Source organism: Leptothoe sp. EHU-05/26/07-4, assembly GCF_043421015.1.
Taxonomy (GTDB): domain Bacteria; phylum Cyanobacteriota; class Cyanobacteriia; order Phormidesmidales; family Phormidesmidaceae; genus Leptothoe; species Leptothoe turfae.
Map to the genome: position 1 here is coordinate 201650 of NZ_JAXSQV010000007.1, position 22773 is coordinate 224422.

Annotated in this window: 23 protein-coding genes and 1 pseudogene; 9 read left to right on the plus strand and 15 right to left on the minus strand. The window is 48.2% G+C overall.

Annotated features, from left to right (window positions below; translation table 11 throughout):
* The first annotated feature begins 3 nt into the window (after positions 1–3).
* Positions 4–1188, plus strand: a complete 1185-nt coding sequence (locus U2F10_RS25300; RefSeq protein ID WP_499057183.1) for an ABC transporter permease — start codon at positions 4–6, stop codon at positions 1186–1188.
* On the plus strand, positions 1188–2768 hold the full coding sequence (locus U2F10_RS25305) for a TolC family protein (protein ID WP_163661353.1): 1581 nt from the start codon (positions 1188–1190) through the stop codon (positions 2766–2768). The genes U2F10_RS25300 and U2F10_RS25305 overlap by 1 nt, the downstream gene beginning before the upstream one ends.
* 40 nt (positions 2769–2808) lie before the next feature.
* Here U2F10_RS25305 and U2F10_RS25310 read toward each other — a convergent pair whose 3' ends face one another.
* Complete coding sequence (locus U2F10_RS25310; RefSeq protein WP_499873642.1) at positions 2809–3003, minus strand: hypothetical protein; 195 nt, start codon at positions 3001–3003, stop codon at positions 2809–2811.
* Between the two features lie 739 nt (positions 3004–3742).
* Between U2F10_RS25310 and pgr5 the strand changes: the two genes are divergently transcribed.
* Entirely contained in the window at positions 3743–3940 is a 198-nt protein-coding gene (pgr5, locus tag U2F10_RS25315) for a cyclic electron transport protein PGR5 (RefSeq protein WP_163661349.1), read from the plus strand.
* Positions 3941–4197: 257 nt separating this feature from the next.
* Here pgr5 and U2F10_RS25320 read toward each other — a convergent pair whose 3' ends face one another.
* The 3 genes from U2F10_RS25320 to U2F10_RS25330 all read right to left on the minus strand — a co-directional run bounded on the left by U2F10_RS25320 (position 4198) and on the right by U2F10_RS25330 (position 5915).
* Positions 4198–4359, minus strand: coding sequence for a hypothetical protein (locus U2F10_RS25320; RefSeq protein ID WP_163661347.1), 162 nt, complete (start codon positions 4357–4359; stop codon positions 4198–4200).
* A 521-nt stretch (positions 4360–4880) separates the two neighbouring features.
* Positions 4881–5246, minus strand: a complete 366-nt coding sequence (locus tag U2F10_RS25325) for an Alr5209 family pentapeptide repeat protein (protein ID WP_490795796.1) — start codon at positions 5244–5246, stop codon at positions 4881–4883.
* Positions 5247–5255: 9 nt separating this feature from the next.
* Positions 5256–5915 (minus strand): alternative oxidase, encoded by a 660-nt coding sequence (locus tag U2F10_RS25330; protein WP_499057181.1) that lies wholly within the window; start codon positions 5913–5915, stop codon positions 5256–5258.
* A 695-nt stretch (positions 5916–6610) separates the two neighbouring features.
* Here U2F10_RS25330 and acs point away from each other — a divergent pair.
* Positions 6611–8596, plus strand: coding sequence for an acetate--CoA ligase (gene acs / locus U2F10_RS25335; protein ID WP_163703135.1), 1986 nt, complete (start codon positions 6611–6613; stop codon positions 8594–8596).
* A gap of 159 nt (positions 8597–8755) precedes the next feature.
* Here the strand turns inward: acs and U2F10_RS25340 are convergent, their stop codons facing one another.
* Positions 8756–8980, minus strand: coding sequence for a hypothetical protein (locus U2F10_RS25340; protein WP_163661341.1), 225 nt, complete (start codon positions 8978–8980; stop codon positions 8756–8758).
* 102 nt (positions 8981–9082) lie between these two features.
* Entirely contained in the window at positions 9083–10132 is a 1050-nt protein-coding gene (locus U2F10_RS25345; protein WP_163703134.1) for a hypothetical protein, read from the minus strand.
* A 313-nt stretch (positions 10133–10445) separates the two neighbouring features.
* On the opposite strand from U2F10_RS25345, the gene U2F10_RS25350 reads away from it, so the two are divergent.
* The gene (locus U2F10_RS25350; protein ID WP_499057175.1) at positions 10446–11108 is read left to right on the plus strand and encodes a helix-turn-helix transcriptional regulator; all 663 of its coding nucleotides are present in this window, start codon (positions 10446–10448) and stop codon (positions 11106–11108) included.
* Between the two features lie 232 nt (positions 11109–11340).
* Complete coding sequence (locus U2F10_RS25355; RefSeq protein WP_163661335.1) at positions 11341–11553, plus strand: hypothetical protein; 213 nt, start codon at positions 11341–11343, stop codon at positions 11551–11553.
* Positions 11554–11652: 99 nt separating this feature from the next.
* Here U2F10_RS25355 and U2F10_RS25360 read toward each other — a convergent pair whose 3' ends face one another.
* Genes U2F10_RS25360 through U2F10_RS25370 form a run of 3 tightly spaced genes read right to left on the minus strand, consistent with a single transcriptional unit; the run spans position 11653 to position 14902 of the window.
* Complete coding sequence (locus U2F10_RS25360; protein WP_499057173.1) at positions 11653–12366, minus strand: ABC transporter ATP-binding protein; 714 nt, start codon at positions 12364–12366, stop codon at positions 11653–11655.
* An 8-nt stretch (positions 12367–12374) separates the two neighbouring features.
* A complete protein-coding gene (locus U2F10_RS25365; protein ID WP_499873644.1) occupies positions 12375–13574 on the minus strand; it encodes an ABC transporter permease in 1200 nt (399 codons plus the stop codon).
* 2 nt (positions 13575–13576) lie between these two features.
* Positions 13577–14902: an efflux RND transporter periplasmic adaptor subunit gene (locus U2F10_RS25370; RefSeq protein WP_499873645.1), complete on the minus strand. Its 1326-nt coding sequence runs from the start codon at positions 14900–14902 to the stop codon at positions 13577–13579.
* A gap of 235 nt (positions 14903–15137) precedes the next feature.
* Here U2F10_RS25370 and U2F10_RS25375 point away from each other — a divergent pair, with 235 nt between their 5' ends.
* Both U2F10_RS25375 and U2F10_RS25380 read left to right on the plus strand, forming a co-directional pair.
* Positions 15138–16415: a sensor histidine kinase gene (locus tag U2F10_RS25375; protein WP_499873646.1), complete on the plus strand. Its 1278-nt coding sequence runs from the start codon at positions 15138–15140 to the stop codon at positions 16413–16415.
* Positions 16412–17059, plus strand: coding sequence for a response regulator (locus U2F10_RS25380; RefSeq protein ID WP_163702558.1), 648 nt, complete (start codon positions 16412–16414; stop codon positions 17057–17059). Before U2F10_RS25375 ends, U2F10_RS25380 begins: the two co-directional genes overlap by 4 nt.
* Positions 17060–17086: 27 nt before the next feature.
* Here U2F10_RS25380 and U2F10_RS25385 read toward each other — a convergent pair whose 3' ends face one another.
* The 4 genes and pseudogenes from U2F10_RS25385 to U2F10_RS25400 form a co-directional block, all read right to left on the minus strand.
* Positions 17087–17278 carry a hypothetical protein gene (locus U2F10_RS25385; RefSeq protein ID WP_499873647.1) on the minus strand — a complete coding sequence of 64 codons (192 nt, stop codon included), beginning with the start codon at positions 17276–17278 and terminating at the stop codon, positions 17087–17089.
* Between the two features lie 511 nt (positions 17279–17789).
* The gene (locus U2F10_RS25390; protein ID WP_499873649.1) at positions 17790–18209 is read right to left on the minus strand and encodes a hypothetical protein; all 420 of its coding nucleotides are present in this window, start codon (positions 18207–18209) and stop codon (positions 17790–17792) included.
* Between the two features lie 123 nt (positions 18210–18332).
* Positions 18333–19292, minus strand: a complete 960-nt coding sequence (locus U2F10_RS25395) for a trypsin-like serine peptidase (protein ID WP_163702555.1) — start codon at positions 19290–19292, stop codon at positions 18333–18335.
* Between the two features lie 344 nt (positions 19293–19636).
* A pseudogene (locus U2F10_RS25400) lies at positions 19637–19786 on the minus strand (ISL3 family transposase); the annotation flags it as partial.
* 840 nt (positions 19787–20626) lie between these two features.
* Here U2F10_RS25400 and U2F10_RS25405 point away from each other — a divergent pair.
* Positions 20627–20860 carry a hypothetical protein gene (locus U2F10_RS25405; RefSeq protein ID WP_499873650.1) on the plus strand — a complete coding sequence of 78 codons (234 nt, stop codon included), beginning with the start codon at positions 20627–20629 and terminating at the stop codon, positions 20858–20860.
* A 45-nt stretch (positions 20861–20905) separates the two neighbouring features.
* On the opposite strand, the gene U2F10_RS25410 is transcribed toward U2F10_RS25405, so the two are convergent.
* Together U2F10_RS25410 and U2F10_RS25415 are read right to left on the minus strand one after the other, a co-directional pair.
* Complete coding sequence (locus tag U2F10_RS25410) at positions 20906–21196, minus strand: Calvin cycle protein CP12 (RefSeq protein WP_499873651.1); 291 nt, start codon at positions 21194–21196, stop codon at positions 20906–20908.
* Positions 21197–21546: 350 nt separating this feature from the next.
* Positions 21547–22059 carry a hypothetical protein gene (locus U2F10_RS25415; protein ID WP_163661313.1) on the minus strand — a complete coding sequence of 171 codons (513 nt, stop codon included), beginning with the start codon at positions 22057–22059 and terminating at the stop codon, positions 21547–21549.
* Between the last annotated feature and the right edge of the window lie 714 nt (positions 22060–22773).

Genomic DNA, 22773 nt, shown 5'->3' on the forward strand with positions numbered 1-22773 from the left:
GTCATGGGACTTCCCTTACCAGATCTATTGTTTATGACCTGGCGCTCCCTGACCAATCAGTGGCTGCGCTCTGGTCTGACGACATTTGGCGTGTTTATGGGGGTGGGTGCGGTCAGTGCCACCCTCAATATTCAAACCATTACCCGTGAACAAATTGATCTCAAACTAGCCCAGCGTGATCGACCATTTGTTAGTCCCTGGGTCTATGCCAGGAATGGCCCCCAACCTGAGTTGGATGAAGCCTTTCAAAAGGCGCTTACCAACTCAATTACTGAAATTCGCTCCGTTAGCTCTATTAGCAACGTTTACAACATTAACAATGTTCAATACGAAGCCAATGAAGCCGAAGTGGATGCCCGCAGTGTTTCCCTTAACTATTTAGATACCACAGGGCGACAGATGTTGCAGGGACGGTTTTTTGATCCAGGAGATGTGGAACAGTATCGCCCTGTGGCCATCATCGACGAACAGTTGGCAGTGGGCCTATTTCAGGAGAAATCACCTTTAAATAAGGCTGTTTATGCCAATGGTAATCGCTTTATCGTGATTGGTGTGATGGAGTCCAAATCTAACTCTGAATGGGGCACAGGGGGGGAGTTGTGGATGACTGAGACCTTTGCAACTGTTTTGTCTGGGGGATATCGTTGGGATTCATTGCAAATTAGCTCCCACTCCTTGACTCAAATTGGCGATCTTAGCGAAGCGGTCGAAGCTTTTTTGCAACAGAGTTTTCCCCAGGCCGAGGTTCATGTTTGGAGTAATGCGGATGATTTGTTAGAAGACTTAGAAGTGCAAAAAATTGCCTCAGCTGCCCTCACTGCGGTGGGTCTAATTGCCCTGGTCATTGGCGGCGTGGGCATTGCCAATATTACAGTTGCTGCCGTGCTAGAGCGGACCAAAGAAATTGGTATTCGTCGAGCCATTGGCGCATCTAAGTTAGAGGTGATGAGTCAGTTCATTTTAGAGGCGGTGATATTAAGCCTGCTAGGGGGGGCGGTAGCTGTTGCCACGGTCCACGGTCTGACCCAAGCGGCCACAACGATTGTCATAGAGGCTCCCTATCGATTCTCATCTCGTAATGCTGCCTTATCCATGGGGGCAGCGGTGGTCGTTGGTGTGGGTGCTAGCTTTATCCCGGCTTTGCGCGCTACCCAAGTTGATATTGTTAAAGCCCTGCGGAGTGACTGATGCGATTTCAAAATCAGCTACACATCTTTTTTATGGCCAGTGCTTTAGCAACATCAATGCTTCAGCCAGCAATTGCGCAACCGGTTGCGCAACTGCCTGAGCTACCGCCCACACCAAATTCCCAGTCTGAACGGGAATCTGACTCATCTCCGAGTATTGATCCGAGTACTGAGTCTCCCTCGGCCCCATTATTGGCCCCCTCTGAGACGCAGAATAACTCTGCCCAGACTTTGGCATTAACCCAGTCAGACGTTGTTACGCTGTTACTGCAAAACAATCGTGACCTGAGAAATGCTGCCTTAGAGCGGATTGCCCAACAACAAGATCTACGAGAAGCGGAGAGTATCTTTACCCCAGATTTAACCCCAACCTTAAGCCTGGGCCTGAGCGATCGTACGGCTGATACAACCGAAATTACCCGTGAAGCTCGTCTGGGGGGAGAGCTGCTGACCCCCTTGGGAACGACGCTGGAGGTAACGGTTGATTTGATTGAGGATCAAGAGGTGGATTTAACGGTGACTCAGCCGCTGTTGCGGGGGGCTGGGCGAGCGGTTAACACATCCTCTGTAAAAATTGCCCGTTTACAAGAAACTAGTAATCAGCTTGATCTGCAACAGCGACTAATTACAGACATTACTGGCGGCATCAACACTTACCATGCGTTAATTCGCGCTCAAGCCAGTCTACAGATTCAACAGCTATCTTTTGAGACTCAGCAACAACAGCGCCGTTCAATCGAGGCATTGGTAGAAGCAGGACGGAGAGCCCGATTTGAGTTAGTGGAAATTGATGCCAACTTGGCAGCTACTGAAACTAATGTTTTAGAAGCTGAAAATGCGCTACAACAGGCGAAATCGGATCTCTTAAATCTGCTAGATTTGGACGACTCGCTGGAAATTACAATTCCAGAAGAAGCTTTGACCATATTGAGTACGGTTGCTGAAGATTCTGAGGTTCCGCCCTTAGAGGAGCTGGTGGAGATTGCTTACGGGAATCGACCAGACTATCGCCAGGCTCAGCTAGATTTAGAAATTGCTGAGATCAATGGTGTGGTAGCTACTGACAATCGCCGCTGGAATTTAGATTTACGCGCCAATGCCAGCACAAGAGAATTTTCGGAAGCATCAACAGAGTTAGTATTGACGCGACTGTTGGAAGATGAATCAACGGAAACTGCTCTGCTGCGTAACCGGGTATCGCAACAACAGTTACAAAATGATCTGGATCGACTTGAGTCTGATATTCAACTTGATGTTGCAGACCAGCTACGAGATGTAGAATCTGCCCGCAATCGCATTGAGGTAACACGTCTAGCTCGGGAACTGGCTGAGCAGCGTTTAGAAAATGCCCGAGCCCGAGCACGCCGGGGTCGCACTCGGGACATTTTTGAAGTATTGGAGCTGCAAAATGATCTGGTCGAGGCGCAAAACAGTGAGGTCACTGCTGCCATTGACTTTGCAGATGCGATCGCATCCCTCAATCAATCCCTTGGCACCACCCTTGATGTCTGGTCTGTGCAAGTTGAGGAGAGTCAGTTGCTAATGGTGCCAGAGAGCTTAGAGTCTGATGAAGATGAATAGAGAGATGTTCTAGGTTGCGATCGCGTCTAAACTGAGCTGCTTAGAACAGCATACGCAAACCCATAACAGTCACAGCACTCAGAATCATCAGGATTGCCAACACCATATCCTGACTGCGTTGCTGCTCAGAAGCATCCATCTTGGCAGAATACACAGCGACTTTAACGTGGTCTTGATGATAATTACGCATCTTGATTTTCCTTGAGTCGTTAGGAACTGGTTGCCCTAATTGCATGGCGGGCAATACCGATTATTAGAAACCCTGAAATGAGCCAATGATATGGAAAGCCCTAAAGCTGCATCAGACTAATATTTCAGGAAATGTTTCTAAATATTAGTATTGCATAAACAAATGTAAACAAATGTAATAAAGACCGTCCTTTGACCCATCCTCGGCCTTGAAACAAAAGCAATGGACTGGATGCTTAAAACTATTAAGAGAATGTTACGTTTTGATTTTCAATAATTTGCAGTAGTAGATTCTCTGGTTGGCCCATAGGCCATGCGACCCATAGCCAGTAATCACACTCTACGATTTTGCCCCGTGGTTTGGCTTAGTGCCACCACCCTTATTAGAGGAGGAGTGAGCGTCCGCTGGTCGGATGTCGGTTGCTTTAAGCCCAAGAGCCTTCGTCAAAGTCCGGATGGTGCAGTAAAGGTAACTCCTGCCAAGATGCAGCTTATGGTGCTAGTCATGCTTCGTTAATGGCACATCAATGGAGTTTCCCTATGGAATTTCTCAGTACATCTTAGGCAAGCCTTTTGAGCGGCTGGCTATGTGCTGACGTTAAGACTTATAGCTCTGGAATAACCCAGATAAGAAAAATAAATGCAATAGTTTGTAACGTTATTGTTGCATTGCGTTACTATTGTTTACAAGGGTTGCAAAGCGTTACTGCTAACCAACGTTGTCCAATCTCTTCGGGTAATGCTTTTTAGACCCTTCTCACACACTTAGTTTCGAGGAGCCCATCATGTTTGCACCTATCGTAATTCTGCTTCGTAATCAGTTTGGCAAGCGTGAATTTAATCAAATGCGCGGAAAGGTCATTGCCCTACATTCGAAAGTGATTACAACGGTTTGTAATTGGTTCGGTATTGATCGCACAGAGCGTCAGAATCTGATTCGTGTAGCACGTGACAATGGTAAGAGACTTGGATTTTTGGCGTAAGAACTTGAATTTCATAGCATTCAGCCTGTTTCCTGACTAGTGGCTGACTGCATATATTATCTTTCCTCTCTCCAGAGATACAATACAGTCTGGCCTCTATCGTTTATGGTAGAGGCTTTTCATCGTTAGAGAGTTTAACTGTTTGGTACACCATAGCTAACAGCCCCTGACAGTGATGCCAGGGGCTGTTTTTGTCCTAAGAAGGTGACTTCTGAACAGTCGTTTTGAGTGAATTTCACCAATCTAGAAACAGGAGTCTAAGACTTTTTATTAGATTGTTTGCGAATGATGATGATGTCACCATCCTGATATTCAAAATCTTTTGAACCCTTTTTCTTAGAGGATTTGCCAGCGCCAGCACCTTGAGCCATGAGGAACAGTAATACGAATGGCAATGAAATGAAGAGAATCGGGGACATTACGTTATCTCCTAAAAAACATTGGCAGACATGAGACAGTAATCTGAAGCATCAGGGTAATGGCACCCTGAGCAGGCGCATATCATGGGTTCAATTACTCTAGAGAAAAAATGAAGGTGTTGATTTTCACTCCCTGTGATACCTGATGTAGTACGCAGTCAAAAGTGATGATTACTTAGCAGACAGTTGTTTGATTGGCCTAGATATTTAATCAAAAATACGGAAAATTTATGACTGAGTCCGTATTGCTTACAAAAGCATTGTATGTTTTCGCACCTATCCTTGCGTTACCCTTATGGGTACTTTTCCGTTAAAGATACGTAACATTTACCTTTTGGTTTGTGTGTTCTCTATCCATAACCGTGACTTGTTTGATGCAGGCTGACCATATTCGACGGAATCAAACCATCTTTCATTCTCTTCATATGATGCCAACAACAGTACCCCCACTCCGCTGTTTCCTTCTCAAGGGACAACAGAGTGGGGGTAAGAGAGAGCTATAAGCGCTAGGTTACGTTTCCTCAGGATTCCACTGAAGACATTTGTGCTCCTGTGGGGTCAAAGTTGCTAGGAAATTGTGTGGTTCCTGCTATATAATCTGCATCTTTGAGATTAGCCTTGTCTAATCTGGCTTCCCTAAGATCGGTGCCTATCAGCATAGCACCGCGTAAGTCGGCATTATGCAAATCGACCTTGCTGAGGGTGGCATAGCTAAGGTCAACACCGCGCAGATTGGCTTGACTGAGGTCAACGTTGCTCAAGTCGCTGTAGCTAAGATCCGAACCCTTGAGGTCCACTTGGCTAAGATTCACATTAGCCAGAGATAGACCTGAGAACGCTCTTTGACCGCGACTGTAGTTTTGAAGTAAGGCAGTAGCTTGAGACATAATGCACACCTATTTAGCTGCAAAGGCTGGAGTATGAGGGCTCTGGAGTGTTAGCTGAGCATCGGGCTGCTGGCAAGCGGCCATTGTTTTGACATGCTCCATTTCATCGTCACGGATGGCGACGAACACATCGTAAAGATTTTTAATTTGGGGACGGCGCTCTGTAGGGGGATGAGAAGTTTGGAACTCATCGAACATGTAGAGATCCCCATCACGATAGTAGCTAATGGCTACTTGAGGAGCAGGTTCTTGCTTGAGAGTAGCTTCATTCGACTGTAGGAACTTGTCATAGCTAGCATAGGCATGCTCTTCGACTAATTCCATGAAGTGATAAGCCGCACGCGGATTAATGGCGTAGATGGCAACAATAATCCAGTAATAGAGCAGGGCTACATGGCGAGCCAGAAAACGATCAACCCATTGTTGGCTGCCACCCAGCTCTTCCATGATGAGCAAATGATGCAGCTCATTCCAAGATTCAGCAAAGTGGACTTTTAGCCAGTCGACTTTCCGCCACCAGCCTAAGGTTTCATAAAGATGCAGGACAGATAGGTAGGAAAAATAGGGAACACGGGCAACGGTTTCTAAAACGTAAAAGCGTGGGTAGGGTCGATTTTTGTAGACTGTGTTGATAACAAAAACAAGAATGCCTACTAGAGCTTTAATCATGAGGTGTTCTCCAAGAGGTTAGAGAAAGAACTTTGTTGTTGGTACCTGATTGGTTGAGGTGAGGTGCATCAGTTGCCGTGAATTAGGCAGGCTGCAAACTTACTTCTGTCTCAAATAATCTAGCGATTTCTAGGATTAATGGTGGTGTTTCTTGATATCTAGTAATAGACAACATATGTGTTGTTAAACATGTTGTTAAACGTGTTATGAGGTTGTTAAACATGTTGTTAAGTTGTTAAACATGTTGTTAAAATACTGAAGTAGTTTGCAATCTAATTGCCTTGTTTTTGAAGGGGGAGAGAATTTGTCTGTTGAATGTTGCTGGTGTGATGCCTGATGACAGGTATTTTATGCAGTCCGAATTGTTGGGATGGATGCTGCTTCCCTAAAAACCCTCCTGGGGTTGCTTGGTATGAGTCCTCTCCATCAGATGGGTGTACAGCCAGGGAGCCGTTTGAGTCAATCAGTGCTACTTGACTACTGAAGCTACATACGCTCTATCCCTTTCGCCAACATCTTGAATGCGATGCTTGCCGTAGACTTCGTTACGGATAATTTACATTTTCCAACCAAAATGAATTCTGCGTGCCATTACATCGAAAAATATTGAGAAACATAGACGGTTTTGGCCTGGCTGCGTCTGCAACCTATAGCCTTCAAAGAACCGCATATAGAAACGCTAGTTAAGACGACCTATGGCACAATCCCCTAACTCACAGCCTGCTATCGAATCAATTTTGCACGAGCAGCGACTGTTTGAGCCGCCCGCTGAGTTTGCGGCAGCGGCAACTGTTTCTGGCGCTGATCAGTATCAAGCTCTCTACGATAAGGCGGCGGCTGATCCTGCTGCATTCTGGGCTGAACTCGCTGAGCAGGAACTGAATTGGTTCCAGAAATGGGATACCGTTCTTGACTGGCAGCCCCCCTTTGCCAAGTGGTTTGTCGGTGGCAAAATCAATATTTCCTATAACTGTCTAGATCGACATCTCGATACCCATCGCCGGGATAAGCCAGCCATTGTATGGGAAGGGGAACCTGGCGATTCTCGTACCCTCACCTATGCTGAGCTCCACGTTGAAGTGTGCCAAATGGCTAATGTGCTCAAAGGCATGGGTGTAGCCAAGGGGGACCGGGTGGGCATTTATATGCCAATGATTCCTGAGGCAGCTGTGGCAATGCTAGCCTGTGCCCGTATTGGTGCTGCTCACACCGTTGTCTTTGGTGGCTTTAGTTCTGAAGCCCTACGGGATCGTCTCAATGATGCTGAGGCCAAGGTCGTCATTACTGCTGACGGTGGTTTCCGCAAAGATAAGGCAATGCCGCTGAAGCCTGCTGTAGACGCAGCCTTAGCAGAGAACGCTGTGCCCACCGTAACCAACGTGCTGGTGGTGCAGCGCACAAAGCAGGCTGTGGATTGGACTGACGGCCGCGATGTGTGGTGGCACGATGTGAAGCCCGGTGCTGCCACTGAGTGTGTTGCTGAGCCGATGGACAGTGAAGATCTGTTGTTTATTCTCTACACCAGCGGTACCACGGGTAAGCCGAAGGGGGTGGTGCACACGACGGGTGGCTACAACCTTTATACCCACATGACCTTTAAGTGGGCCTTTGACATCAAGGAGGATGATGTCTACTGGTGTACGGCTGATGTGGGCTGGATTACAGGCCACAGCTACATTGTGTACGGTCCTCTGTCCAACGGTGCCACCAGTGTGATGTATGAAGGTGCACCCCGTGCGTCTAATCCAGGTTGTTTCTGGGATGTGGTGCAGAAGTATAAAGTGACTATTTTCTACACAGCTCCCACGGCCATTCGTGCCTTTCTGAAGATGGGGGACCAACACCCCAATGCTCGTGACCTATCTTCTCTACGGATTCTTGGGACTGTGGGTGAGCCCATCAACCCAGAAGCGTGGATGTGGTACCACAGGGTCATTGGCGGCGAGAAGTGCCCAATTATTGATACCTGGTGGCAGACTGAGACCGGTGGCTTTATGATTACGCCGTTGCCTGGCGCGATCGCAACCAAGCCCGGTTCAGCCACCAAGCCGTTCCCCGGTATTTTGGCCGATATTGTTGATGCCGAAGGCAACCCTGTTGGTGCCAACGCAGGGGGATACTTAGTGGTCAAGCATCCCTGGCCTAGTATGATGCGTACGGTTTACGGAGATGATGCCCGCTTCCGCCGCACCTACTGGGAGCACATTCCCCCCAAGGATGGTAAGTATGTCTATTTTGCTGGTGACGGTGCCCGTAAGGATGAAGACGGTTATTTTTGGATCATGGGTCGTACCGATGATGTACTCAATGTGTCGGGACACCGCCTGGGCACCATGGAAATTGAGTCGGCGCTAGTCTCTCACCCCGCTGTGGCAGAAGCCGCTGTGGTGGGTCGCAGGGATGAGATCAAAGGTGAAGATGTCTTTGCCTTTGTGATTTTGGAAGGCACACACAGTGCCAGTGATGAGTTGAAGGCTGAGCTGAAGCAGCATGTGGTGAAGGAGATCGGTGCGATCGCAAGACCCGGCGAAATTCGATTTGCAGACGGGTTACCCAAGACCCGCTCCGGTAAAATCATCCGTCGCTTCCTGCGTAATCTGGCCAGTGGCGAAGATCTAGTCGGTGATGCCACCACCATGGAAGACCAAGGCGTCCTAGAGAAGCTGCGGACTGGAGCATAAACCAAGCGCTGAATGGGTGTTTTTCATCCTTCACTATAGATAAACAAGATAAACAGGCAGTGGATCTAGGCTGAATGTCGCTCCGCTGCCTGTTTACTATGAATCTAAAGCTGTGCATCTGAAGCCGTGCATCTAAAGCCGTGAGGCCATGCCAATTATTTACTCTCGTTCCATCAGTCGCGGATCAAAATCGCTGCTATCCATCGCTTCTGCGGGTCCGCCAATGTCTTCTATGGCCTGGGTCCAAGCCTCTAATCGGGCTGCTTGACTCAGGGCGATGTGATACGGCAAGGGACGAAAGGACTTCAACCTGTCGGCTGTTCTCTGTACCTTGGGGCGTTGATCCAGCACTGGGCGAGCAGGCTGTGGTTTGGGACGATCCATAAATGCTGATGTACGTAAGAATGATTCCATTCTAAAGGGGCTTTTCTGTGGTGTAGTGTGGTTAACCACCTTAAAAACCGTACTTTAGGCGATGTCAGCCGTTTAATTGTAGCGATGACTGTAATTAAAATTGAGTAAAACATCTTCGTAATCTAGTTCCAAAAATCGGTCTAAAGGCATGTAAAGCCAGCGTAACGAAGAATCTGGATCTCCTTTAGTCATGCGGAAACCGAGGGTGAGGGCAAAGTCTTCTGACAGGGGGTGAATGGCAATGGTGTAAATGTCACTCAGATTGGGAAAATCATCGCGAATTTTGCGTAAGGTGATTTGAGAGTCTTTAATAAATTCACAGGCCGTCTCATAGGTCCACACATCTATCTCAATTTGCCAGCTACGCACAAACACTGTGTAGCAATCAGGATCGCCTTTGGTTGCCACTGTGATGGGATCGTCTTCTCTCATATCCAGCCGACTCAGGTGTAAGCTGCGACTAGGAGAGAGATCAAACTTCTCTTCTGAATCGGGATGGGCCGGTAAGAATGCAGCGAACCCTACCGGTTCTTTGGTAGACATCCGTCGTAAGACCCGCAGGCCATCAGGATATTGCCGAGACCATTGGCGTATGCCTTTCTTGATATTGTGCAACATTGATTCAGGTCTTTCAGGATCATAGCTATAGACCTGTTCTAGAATATTGGCAACAAGGGTGGCATCATTTCGAGGATCAAAAGCATCCGGATAGAATGTGTCATCTGCTTTCTCCTCCGGTAGCTCAAAACTTTGAGGAATATTTAAGCTCAGTCGTGTAGCAACACCGTCGGATTCGCCCCGTCTCAGAAGATTTTTAGAAGCGAGCTTGTCTAACATTTGTCCAGCAGCTCGCGGTGTTCCCTGGTTTTGGGTATAAAACAAATCTGCTGCATCACTGTGGGAGCAGTAAAAACTACTAATCTGACGGTTGAGGGTGCTTATGGGCGCATAGTCCATGCCCCGTTGTTGCAGATAGCCGTAGCCCCACAGCCGCACAAAATAGGTTGCTTGCCTCAAGGTTATTTTTAAACCTGGCTGATGCACGATGTGTTCGATGTATTGGGTTTGTATATCAAGGGGGAACCAATCCTCAACATTGTTTGGTTTTAGCTCCTGATCCATGGTGATGCCGCTCCTATAAGCCATGAATGTCCTACGGGGCATGGGATGTTGTAACCTTGCTTCACCCCTGCTTCACCCTGCTTGATGCTAGCTCATGCTCCTCTGGGGTGCCACCCTATTCTTGATCAAAAAACATGTCCTTAACCATGACTTCTGCAGGGTTAAGGCGGCGGCATCTCCCTCGTAGGCGCTGTTCCGCCACATTGCGTAGGTTAGGAGTGTGATCAGGCGAAGCAAGAAAATCTGATTTCTGCCCCAAGGAATTCTAGGTTTGACGACGGCTGATCACGTCCCCCAACTTTTAAGCAGACCTATGCTATATACCGTGACCGACCTCCCCTTACCCCTTGGTGAGGTATCTGAGCCCATGGCCCATGGCTCAATTGAAAAAACTCTTAGCTCTGATAAGCTTGACCTGATTTTTGAACTGCTGCTAGGCCAGGTTTTCCCGTTTCGCGGTTTTATTCTGTTTGATGCAACTGGCAAGCTACTGCGGAGCACAACAAAGGCAGATGAATTTTGTGTCCTGCTGCACAAAAGTGTACCGGGCCAAGCGTTTGGTATGCCTCAGCTTTCAACATTGCCCGACCAGGTGCTGGCGCTCCGTGACTTTCTGATGGAGAGCTGTGTAGATTTTCCAGACCATACGCTGCAGTTGTATGACACTGTATGTCTGCCGGGGGGCATTCGTCTCCATCTCAATGCGGAATGGATTGATCTGGCAGATCAGCCAACGAAATGCATTTTGGTGACCATTGATGATCTGACCAAGATTGCCCATGATCGAGCGGTGTGTGATGCCTATCGCCATGGTTTGACCAGCCGTGAAGCTGAGGTCTGGGAGCTTTATCTGCAAGGGCTTTCCTACCGTCGAATCTGCAAGGAATTGATGATTACCCTGAACACGGTTAAAAAGCACATGAAGAGCATTTTCTGCAAATGCAGCATTGAATGTCGCTGTCGACACCTGGTATAGCGGTGTGCCTAATTTTACACGTAGCTGGAAAGTTACATAATGGCTGGAGATACTTAGAAACCGTCATTATGTAATTTACGAAAACATATATATTCCCCGTGCTAAGTGATATAAAACACACTGTCAAGCAGCCATGATCACTCAGATTAGTCTGTAAGTGTTTAAGCTAAAGGTGTTTCCTTAACTTAGAACAAGTGCAGCACATGTTTAGCTGCCAGAGAACAACACACTCATGCGCTCCACTTTTCCAGTGATTAAACCTGCCAATAGCCACCCCCCGGACGTTGTGGAAATTTTGTCTTCAATGTGCCACGTGGCTCAACCTGAGGCTCCTCAGCCCATTGCTCGATGGATTTTGGAAGAAGGTCAGCTATTGGGCGTGCTTGTGGCATCGTTTCCTTCTCCATGGGTACGGGATACGTCGGCTTGTGGTGGATCGGCTTAGTGGTTTTGCTTTGTGGATGATTAAGGTGCCGTCTGGTTGTTGGGGGCTGCTTTGGTTATTGGTTATTAGATAGTGGTGGTGTTGTCACACTGTAGTTTTCTATGTGGCAGCGACGACTTCATGCAACTGTTGGGCATCTAAATTTTGATGCAAAATCTGACCATCTCGAAACCAAATTATTCGACGGGTGTTACGGGCTACTTCTACTTCATGGGTAACCATGACTACGGTCATGCCGCTGGCATTGAGTTGCTCAAAAATGTGCAAAATTTCTTCAGTGGTTTGAGTATCCAGGGCACCGGTTGGTTCATCGGCTAATAGTAGGACTGGCTGATTGACAATGGCGCGTGCGATCGCAACCCGTTGCTGTTGTCCCCCCGATAACTGTCGTGGTTGATTCTGTAATCGGTCACCCAGACCCACTTTAACCAGGGCGTCTTCTGCTCGCTGTTGTCGTTCACCATAGGCAACTCCGCCATAGACCATGGGCAGCATGACGTTATCTAGCGCTGTTAATTGGGGTAGCAAATGAAACTGTTGAAAGACAAACCCAATTTTGCGATTGCGGATATGGGCGAGTTCGTCGTCACTCAGCTGATCGACTTCTACTTTGTCCAGATGGTATTGGCCAGTGGTGGGGCGATCCAGGCAGCCGATGATATTCATCAGCGTGGATTTACCGGAGCCAGATGCTCCCATGATTGAGCAGTAATCGCCTGGGTCGATGGCAAAGCTGACACCTGCTAGGGCATGAACCTGGACATCTCCCATGTTGTAGGTTTTGGTAATATTTGAAACTTGAATGAGAGCCATGATCGACGTTAACTTCTCAGTGCAACAATGGGGTCTAACCGCGCTGCTTGCCTGGCAGGGACAACGCCAAAAATGAGGCCAATAGTCCCCGAAACCCCAGTGGCCAGCAGAATTGAATTCACTGTAATTCCTGGTTTCAGTGGGCTAAAAGTTGCTACCATCACAGCCCCACTTGTCCCTAAACCAATACCAATCACCCCTCCCGCAACCGATAGAATAATCGCCTCAATCAAAAACTGAGTGAGAATTACCCGCTGGGTTGCTCCGATCGCCTTGCGTAGACCAATCTCATGGGTGCGTTCGGTTACAGATACCAGCATGATGTTCATCACACCGATGCCGCCGACTAAAAGAGAGATGCTGGCGATCGCCGCCAGCATTAAGCTCAATCCTGCGGTGATTTTGGCCACCATGTCCTGGAATGACTTATTGGCCCATACTGAAAAGTTCTTTTTGCCGTGGCGACGGGTGAGAATATTACTAATCTGAAAAGCTGCAGCCCTGATGCTTTCTGAATCTTGTGCTGAGATTTCGAGAAAATCGATGGGGATGCCATTGGGGGATTGGCGACCAGAGAGCTGATAGGCCATGGTGGTGATGGGCACGTAGGCTGTTTCGTCGTAATTGACGCCAAACAGTGTGCCTTTGCTAGTCATCACTCCCATCACCTGAAAGTTGAAGTCCCCGACCTGCACCATTTTGCCTAGGGCAGAGGCTTCACCAAAGAGACGCTTTTCTAACGCAGAGCCTAAGACAATGACGGGGGCATGTTGCTCTAGATCAGTGGAGGTTAAAAAACGTCCTTTAGCCAGTGTGAGACTGCGCACGTAGCCAATACCTGGGGTGGTGCCGATGACGCTGCCACTGCGGGACCGAGAGCCATAGGTAAACTGTAGCTGGGCATTGATTTGAGGTGCTATTTCTAAGACAGCGGGGGCTTGGGATGCGATCGCATCCACATCTGCCAGGGTGATTTCTGCGGCGTCATCGTTGGGGCCTAAATCTTCGTCACTGGCAAAAATAGTCAGCTGGTTAGGGCCAAAGGATTCTAGCTGATCTTGAGTAAACTGTTTGGCTCCTTCGCCTAAGGCCACCATGGTAATGACAGAAGCATTGCCGATGATAATGCCTAACATCGTGAGCAAACTTCTGAGTCGATTGGCGTTCAAATTTTTGGCCGCCATTTGAATATTTTCGATGAATTGCATAGCTAGAAGGGATTATCAACGCCGTCAATTCTTTGGTCTGCGGGAGGTTCAATTAAAATCTCGTCTCCGGGGTCCAGACCTTCCATGACTTGCACCTGCGTTCCGGCTGTTGGCCCCAGTTGCACTGGTTTTAATGTGGGACCGTTCTCTTGTTGGGCATAAACCCCCGTTGTGCCATCGGTCTCAGTGACGACGGCTGCTAAGGGAATGACCAGTGCATCACTAATGGGTTGGCCGATAAATATTAGCCGTACATTCATGCCAGATTTCAGCTGCTCCTGGCCGCTTTTAAGCAGGACCTTGACCTGGAAAACAGTGACCTGGTTATCGCGAATTGCCCGAGGGGCAATGAGTTTGACTTCTCCTGAAAAGACTTCATTGGGATAAGCACTGCTGCGAACTTCTACGGTTTGCCCCACGGCTAGTTTGGCAATGCTCGCTTCCGGGACTTTAGCCTCAATTTCTAAACCGCTAGAGAGTTCGGCAATCGAAGTGGATGCTGCACCATCCGTTGACGACGCTGCCGTGGCAGGCGATACAAAGTCACCAGCCTCGGCAAAGCGGCGGGTAATGATGCCATTAAAAGGAGCCCGAACAACTGTTTCATCTAGCCTTACTTGGACTGCGGTGAGCTGAGCTTGGGCTTGAGCAACAGCGGCTTCTGCCTGGGCAATCTCTTCTGGTCGGGTGCCATTTTGTAATCTCATGAGCACTGCCTGTGCTTCCTGTAGTTGTTGTTCCTCCGCTACTAAGTTAGCGCTCGCCTCTTCTGCAGTGGTTTGGTAACTGTCAAGTTCGTCGGCTGAAATCGCCCCTTGCTTTGCCAAGCCATCAAAACGGGCTAGCTGTTGTTGGGCCTGCTGCAATCGTGTCTGAGCTGCTTTAATCGATGCCTCTGTCATCGCAACACGGGCACGGGCTTCGGCAATCTCCTCTGAACGTGGCCCTGCCTTTTGTTGCTCTAGGGTTGCTTGGGTCTCGGCGAGCACCGCTCGATATTGTTCAACCTCAGCCTGACTGCGGCGGCTGGTCATACGAGCAATGACTTGACCCTGGGTAATAAAATCACCTTCTTGAATAAAAAGTTCCGCGATTTTACCTGAATCCTCAGGACTTAGATTAATAACACGCTCGGCTTGTACGACACCACTGGCCTGGATTTGTGAGTTTAAATCCTGTTTTTTAACGAATACAGTTTGTTGTTCTTCAATTGGGGGCTGGCGTTGTTGGATGTAGGTAAATGCGATCGCACCCACCAGACCCACAGCCACTATCCCCACTGACCACGGTGGAATTGGTTTTAAGCGAGTTAATGTTTGCGCTTTCATAGTTGGGTTAGCATGTCACTCATGGTTGCATCCTAGAAAATCTCTGGGCTATATGCCATCGGCCCAGGCACCTGAACCGCTAGTGCTGAGGATCGATTTCTCTCTAGGACTTTAGGACTATTGGACAGGCTATAGATTAGGGTCAGAAGATCCTAGTGCTTTCTTGAAAGAGCGGTTTAGCATGGGTAGTGAAGACAGATATTGTCCCTGCCCATTCACCTATCTGCCTAGACTCGTGAAACATTGGCCTAAGTCCCAAGCCCATCCTTTTCGGGTGCTACACATCATTGAGTGGATTTTGCTGGGTATTGCCGTATCAGAGCTGCCGTGGGAAAGTCTGCCCTATTTGTCTGATCTTATGGGCAGCTCACTGGCGGAGACGGAGCCCATACCGTTTGCCTGGCTCTGGAGTCTAATGTGCCTGTTGTTGCTGGGGCTGCTGGGGCGGCGTTTACCCATAGGGTCAGCCGTCAGCAAGTGGGGATATACGGCTGTCCAAATTGGACTGATTTTAGTGGCAACGTCCTTGGCCAATTGGCAATCTCCGTTTTTGATGCCTTACCTTGTGGTTATGATTCGTGGGTACTTGATTTTTAGCCATCGGGAGCGCTGGGTGCTGGCAGCGCTAACATTTGGGATTGCGATCTCATCTCTGGCTATTCCCCTGCTAGATATTCCAAGACTACAGTCGGCCTTTAATGAACCTCTGCCGTTGACGACTGACAAGGTTAGAACCATCAGTATGGTGATCGGCCTCTACGGCATTGTGCTTTGTGGCCTAGTATCGGCCTTTGTGCTGCTGCTGGTTAATGCCCTACTGGCGGAACGTGCCAGCCGACAACAGTTAACGGTTGCCCACCATCGGCTACGACAATATGCGCTTCGCATTCAAGATCAGGCAGCTTTGCAAGAGCGTAATCGTATTGCCCGAGAGATTCACGATGCCGTGGGCCACAGCCTTACTGCCCTACGTATTCAACTAGAGAATGCACGATTGTTTTCTCACTCTGATACCCATAAAACAGAGGATCACCTGAAAGTAGCACAACAGCTAGCTGCTAAGGCCCTCAGTGAAATTCGCCAGTCTGTTTCTACGCTACAATCTGATCCGCTCCAGGGTAAATCGCTCATAACAGTTTTAGAACAGCTGTGCTTAGACTTTCAACAACATATGAACGGCGAATTTGTTTATACCCTTGATGTTCTTCGTCCGTTGCCAACAGAAACTAGCGCCACCGTCTATCGGCTGCTGCAAGAAGCCATGACTAATGTGGCTCGTCACAGCCATGCTGATCGCATTAAGCTGCAGGTGAAAACAGAATCAGGCTACCTGTGGCTAATATTAGAAGATAATGGCATCGGCTTTGACCCTGCCAAAAATACGGCAGGTTTTGGTCTCAGTAGCATGAAAGAGCGTACGGCAGCGATGGGTGGGCACTTACAATTCATTACAGCCCCTGGTGAAGGCTGCCAGCTTAGGGCGCAATTGCCGTTAGTTGAGGTGATGGCGTGATTCAGCTAGTGATTGTGGATGACCAGGCGTTGATTCGTCAGGGGTTAAGCAGTTTGTTACAGACTAAGCCCGATTTACGGGTGGTGGGCGAAGCGCAGAATGGCCAGGTGGCGTTGGAGTTAATTGAGTCGTTAGTGGGTACGCCAGACCAACCGCATCTGATTTTGATGGATGTGCGGATGCCGGTGATGGATGGTGTAGCGACAACGCAGCAGATCTGTGAGCGATGGGCAGATATTAACGTGTTAATTCTAAGTACGTTTGATGATGATGCCTATGTTACCGATGCGATGCGCTATGGCGCGAAGGGCTATCTTCTGAAAGATACGCCTTCAGAAGAGCTGGCAGAGGCGATTCGGTCTATTCACAAGGGATATACCTATCTGGGGCCAGGGTTATTTGCGAAAACCCAAGCGATGATGCAACGGGCAACTAGAGAGGTTCCGCCAGAGGTGTTAACCCTCTCCCCCAGAGAGAAAGAGGTGTTAAAACTGATTGCTACTGGGGCCAATAATCGCGAAATTGCTGCGGCTCTAACTATTTCAGAGCGAACGGTAAAAAACCATGTGAGTAGTATTTTGGGGCACTTACAACTTCGCGATCGCACCCAAGTTGCGCTACTAGCCAGTAAGTTTTTACTATAGAGCACTGGCCCTATAGCCTTTGTCTTTCTAAGCTAGAACCCGCTGTCGTCGGATATCGTATCTGGCTACGTAACTGGCTGGGCTAACCCGTAGATATATAACATCGTGGATCATGTTTGAGTGCTCTTCACTGGGTTGGTGAAACGTGAGGCTGTTGCGATCGCACTTTTCCTTGTAGGCGGCTACAGCTTGTTCAAATGTTGACTTAGTATCTGCCATGGTTACCTTTACTAGAAGCATGGGTAACAACCCAGGTAGCATACGCCCTTGCGCTCAAACTAACAGCATGCTACCCAGCTATTGGATTTACGGTACAACCGTAGCATGTTAACGCCATCTCTGTTTGAGTTGCCGATCAAGCTTACACTGGCTACTATCTGAAGATTCGACAAAATTTTGGCCTGCTTGATTTTAGAGAATTACCCTTAAATCCCATTTCATGTACTTCCCTGATCGTTAAACTGAGATCTTGCACCTGGTAAGGAAGCATTAACCCGCCTTGGACTCAAAGTCGCAAGGCTAACTGGCTCAAAACCGCTCAAGCGGTTAAAGAATTCCTAAAAGCTTATATTAGAGCTGCCCAGCTAATCTTGTCCCTTGAGTGGACAGCCCTCAATTAGCGTTGGGTTCAAAACCCAACGTGGGTTTGAGCTTCACAACCGACCTTAGTGCGAGATCTGAGTTAAAGGACATCATGGATGCGTGATAAAGGCTCAATGTCTAAACAACCCTAAATATCTGACTGAATTTCAATAGATTCAGCAATGACTCCAGTTGGTTGACTAGCTACAGTGCCATTGATTTGAACGTTTTGGCCTGGACTCAGTTGGTTGGCATCAGAGGAATTAGAGCCTGCGGTGACCTGCGTCTCTTCTAGTAACTGCACATAATATTTTTGGTTGTCAGCTGTTTCAACAACCAATTGAAGCGGCCAACTTTCCATCACTTCAGTAATCTTGCCATTGAGTTGGATAGCTTGAGTAGTCATGGCGGAATCAGTGGCGACGGGACTGGGGGATTCAGAAACGGCTACTTCGGGTGAAGAATCGTTGGTAGACGCAGTCTGGCAACCCAACAGAGAGATAATTAAGCTCAGTAAACAAACCGTTGTTACAGCTCCCTTTACTGACAAGGGTAGCGAAAATATCATGGGTTGTCCTCCCAGAATAAAGTCGATTGACACGTAACACTCTGGGCACGTGTCAATCGATGTGTGTTCTCATCTAAACTTAGTTTAGACAACGAATGGGGCTGACGATTTTGGGTACAACCCTTACAGTCCCAGATTCTTCCATTCCAGCATGCGGTCAAAAACAGGACGAGTAATCCGTGTTGACTTGTTAGGACACCCACCATAAGCGTGGATACCCACAGCATGGCGCTGACCATCACGGTAACGCCAGACAGGACTGCCACTCTGTCCACCAGCGGTATCTAGCATGTAGTACAGACGACGATTGGTGACTCGAGTGATCCGACCAGCGTTAAACCACTGTGTACCAAAGGGCTTGTCACCTGGATAACCGGAGTTGTTTACCAGTAAGTTGTTGAGTGAACTGCTCGATAAGCTGGTAAAGCCAAACCAACCAACTCGGTTTCCCAAGGTATTGTTGGGCAGAATGACGGCTCCATAGTCATATTCGGGACTGCGATCGCGAGTCCAACCGGTGACGCTTCGGAAGGACGTTCCGACCTGAGATCCATAGGGTCGATTCGCCGCATCCATTCCTGGAATAACCTCAATGCGTCGAGCCCAGCCCCCCGCAGCGTGGCTATAAACACAGTGACCAGCCGTCATCACAGTGCGGGGGCCTATAAACCAGCCCGTACACCCGCTTGTGCGGCCATCGGCCCGAGTGATGATGAGCTTACAAATGGCTCGCCAAGGATATCGATTGGCAGGCGAAATACGAGCTCGATTATCAACACCGCAGACAGATTCAGGTTCGTCGTCAAACTCTAGGGCACCAGCTTCAGGTAAATTCTCAAATTCCTCTGTAATGGTAATTTGTTCACCTAGAGTGCCTTCGTTTTGAGCGTAGGTATAGTCAAATCCTAAAACGGATTCAAGCTCTCCTACAGCTTCAGTGCCATCAAAACTCTCAGAGACTAATTCTGTCTCTTCTGTTGGAGCTGTGCTTTCGCTCGATACTGACTCGTGTAAACTCTCGTCAGTGGGCTTGGTAGATGGATTTGGCGTCTCTTCTGAAGAGACAGCTTGATGTTGAGTCATGACAAATACTCCTTAAGGGTAAGTGTGTTTTTGCAGAAACTAGGGCTGCCTCATTGGTGGCAGCCTCTTGATTCATGGATTTTTTACGATGCCTCGATAATGGCTCAAACAGTAGTTCAATGAGAATCACCCCGATGGGTGATTTCTTTCTTTTGTGATTTGTGAGATATGGAAGGGAGGACTATCTTTCTCAATTAATGACATCCTCAATAAATGAGAATATCTAGGACGACCCTTCTGTGATCATTGTCACTGAATTGTCTCAGCGAATTTCAGACATGGCTTAAGACTTTCCAGAGAATGTCCAGATTAGACTCAGTGCACCCTAGCATGCTGGTAAGTGTCAGGTAATTCACATCAGCACTACATTGATGACAGTGGGGGCCGTTCAGGGTGCTTTCAATACGAATCAGCCAGGCTCCCGGATCTGTTTTTGAGACATTAAGGACGTGAATGTCCGGTAGATCAAGCGGAATGCGAATGGAGTTATCCATAGTGCCTCCAGAGGATTCACCACCGTAATCATCCCACAAAGGACATGCTCTCGTCCGTAACACTAGATATCGTAATCAACCACGGCAGTTCCAGAAGAGCCTTAATCCTTAAGGATGGGTTGCGATCGCACCCATCCTCAATCCAGCATCCAAAGCCTCGGCCCGTGGAGTATATAAAGCCAAAAAAATCCCCTGGCGAAGAACGGTCAGGGGTTTGCTGTGCTTTAAGTGGATTTGAGAGATAGGAGAGCTAATGAGTTCTCTGTTGTATGAGAATTCAGGCGATTCCAGGAGTATCCCACACCGTTTTTTGTGATCGTGCCTGCGAGCACTGTGGCGTGAGTTGATGAGGTCTTGCCTAAATGATTCAACGCATGGTTGTTTGCTGTGGCCCCATACGTTGTAGCGTTGGGCAATTAGTCTAGGAAAGCTTTAAAACACAACAGCACCCAGAACACTCGACCGAGGAACTCTTCTAAGGTAAACAAAACTTTTAAGAGTTGTTGTATATCAGGCGAACCTACTATAAACAGGGCTCTCTAGTGCAATCAAGAAGGAATATCAGTGATGTGTTTGGGCACTGTTTTTGAAACGTTGAACGATTCTATCAAGCTATCTATCGTTAGACCTCCTTTTGTTGTGGCTATGAGCTTTTCAACCCATGTGTACAGAATATTCCAGTGGTGCTGAGATATCTCTTGAGTGATACAAACGTTAACTTGTTATTTGTCACTGCTGTTGCTGCCAAGTAGTGAGATAAGTCTATGGAGCGACAGGGTAGAAATGGGTTTGAGATCGCAACGCATCCTCTAGACTAAAACCAAAGTATGAGGTGTGTTTATGATGAATGAGCCGCGTTTGCTGATGGCTCGGTGGCCGAGGCTGGTACTGTGGTTTATTTTGTTGCGGGATGTGGTGGTTCCGTTGTCAAGCGCAACGGAACCCACGCTGCTGCGGTCCTTAGTGGCTACGTGGCCGAGTGCTGATTCATCCGCCGTCGGCTTACTAGCGGCGTGGGGCTTCGGTCCCCTTTTGAGTCATAAAAAAGCCTCTACCAAATCGATAGAGGCTTAAGGTGTCTGTTGCAGGAAAGAGAGAGTTTGAACAGCGTCCAAGGGCTTAAACGTCATACATGCGAGATTCAGGGGCGTGGGGATTTTCGGCACAGTAGCGGGCAAAGGCCGTGGTTGGACTTACCTGTTGCTGGCGGGCCTTAGCTGTTTGTAGTTCTTCAACGGTTTCCCAGGCAATCGCGGCATCAATACTTCTGGGGCCATGCATCTCAGTTAGTCGACGAGCATGTTCTAAGGCAGCTTTTAGCCGAGTTTCAAACGTTGCTTTAGACAAAGGCTTCTGTGGCGGCGTAGAGATTGGAGAAACTGTAGACGATGCAATTGTGGTGTAAGCCATGGTGAGAACTGGTTTGTTGTGAACTGTTCATAGCTTATACATAATCCTGGTAAATATAAAGACCGTAAATATATAAGTTACATCTATGATTCATTAGCTTTCTTTACCTATTTGCGTTGAGGTGGCACTCAGTTGTGGTTATATGATCGCTTCACCTAAGGAAAAGCCTCTACCAATTGGTAGAGGCTTAGAGTGTGTGTTGGAGAGTCTGGGTAGAAAAGGGTGCCCTGGGAATGAAGCTTTCACAGATTACGGAGTCTGCACCGGGCACCCAAAACTGTCAGCCAGAGTACCGAAACCTTTCGGCCCCGGGCACCCAAGCTTGGGTACCGCAACAGCTCAGCGATCTGTTAGCGGACGGACTTAGTACGAGCATCCAGTGCATCAAGGCGAGCTTCCTGGATGTTATCGACTGCTTTAGTGCGGGCATCTAGCGCATTCAAACGAGCGGATTGAATATCCTCAACGGCTTTGGTTTGGTTATTCAGGTGCTCTAGACGTAGCTTGTGGACGCTGTTCTTCGTGCGAGTATCCAATGCATCAAGACGAGTCTCTTGTATGTTGTCAACGGCCTTAGTACGAGCATCTAGAGCATCTAAGCGAGCCGCTTGAATGTTATCGACAGCCTTAGTGCGGGCATCGAGGGCATCTAGTCGAGTGGCTTGGATATCTTCGATGGCCTTGGACTGGTTGTTGAGGTGCTCAAGGCGTAGTTTATGGACGGAATTCTTAGTGCGGCTGTCTAGCGCTTCGAGGCGAGCGGACTGAATATTGAAGCTAGCGGGCTCGACGGCGGCAGCAACGGGTGCGATCGCAGCGGAGGCAACGAGAACAGTTAAAGCGGAAAGAAGTGTGCGTTTCATGGTTAAAGCTCCTTGTTAATTTGTGAAGTGTTTGATTCGCTTCATTGATTACAAGAATGCCGGGGCTACCTGAACGCTATCTGACCGTAAACTGAAGGTTGCTTAAGGGGTTTCTGAATTTGGCTGAGGAAGTTTGGTGATGGGGGTCACAAGGGTGGTTTTGAGTTGCGTTGGCGGAGCCGCTCCAGCGGAGCATCGCAACTCAAAACGTCTTTGATTTAAGGACCTTTTTCATACAGATCTGGATTTAGCAGTACATAAATACTATTTTGAATAATAACCTTCTTGCGAGTGCTCAAATGAGTCATAACAAACACCATCAGCTACCCGATCATGGCCTGCAGCTTTACTTATCTGAAAAGGCTTTAGGCTCCTTTTTGCGTACCTCAATGAGTGGGTGTGCCGGATCATAAAGTCAACAGAGAGACCAATAAGAAGCCCCCACGGACGCTAGGTTCATGGAGGCTTCAGTTTAGATATAGAGTGGTATTCAATAAATCGTTCTTCTATGAGTCCACTCTAGGTCGGAAAGAGTCACATCGGATCCGTTACCGGGCAATTCCATCGTCTCCTCACACAACTATCAAGTTTGCTCGGCTTGTGTCTGCGATCACAGCTTTAAAACACAACAGCACCCAGAACAATCGACCAAGGAACTCTTCTAAGGTAAACAAGACTTCTCAGAGTTGTTGTATATCAGGAAAACCGACTATC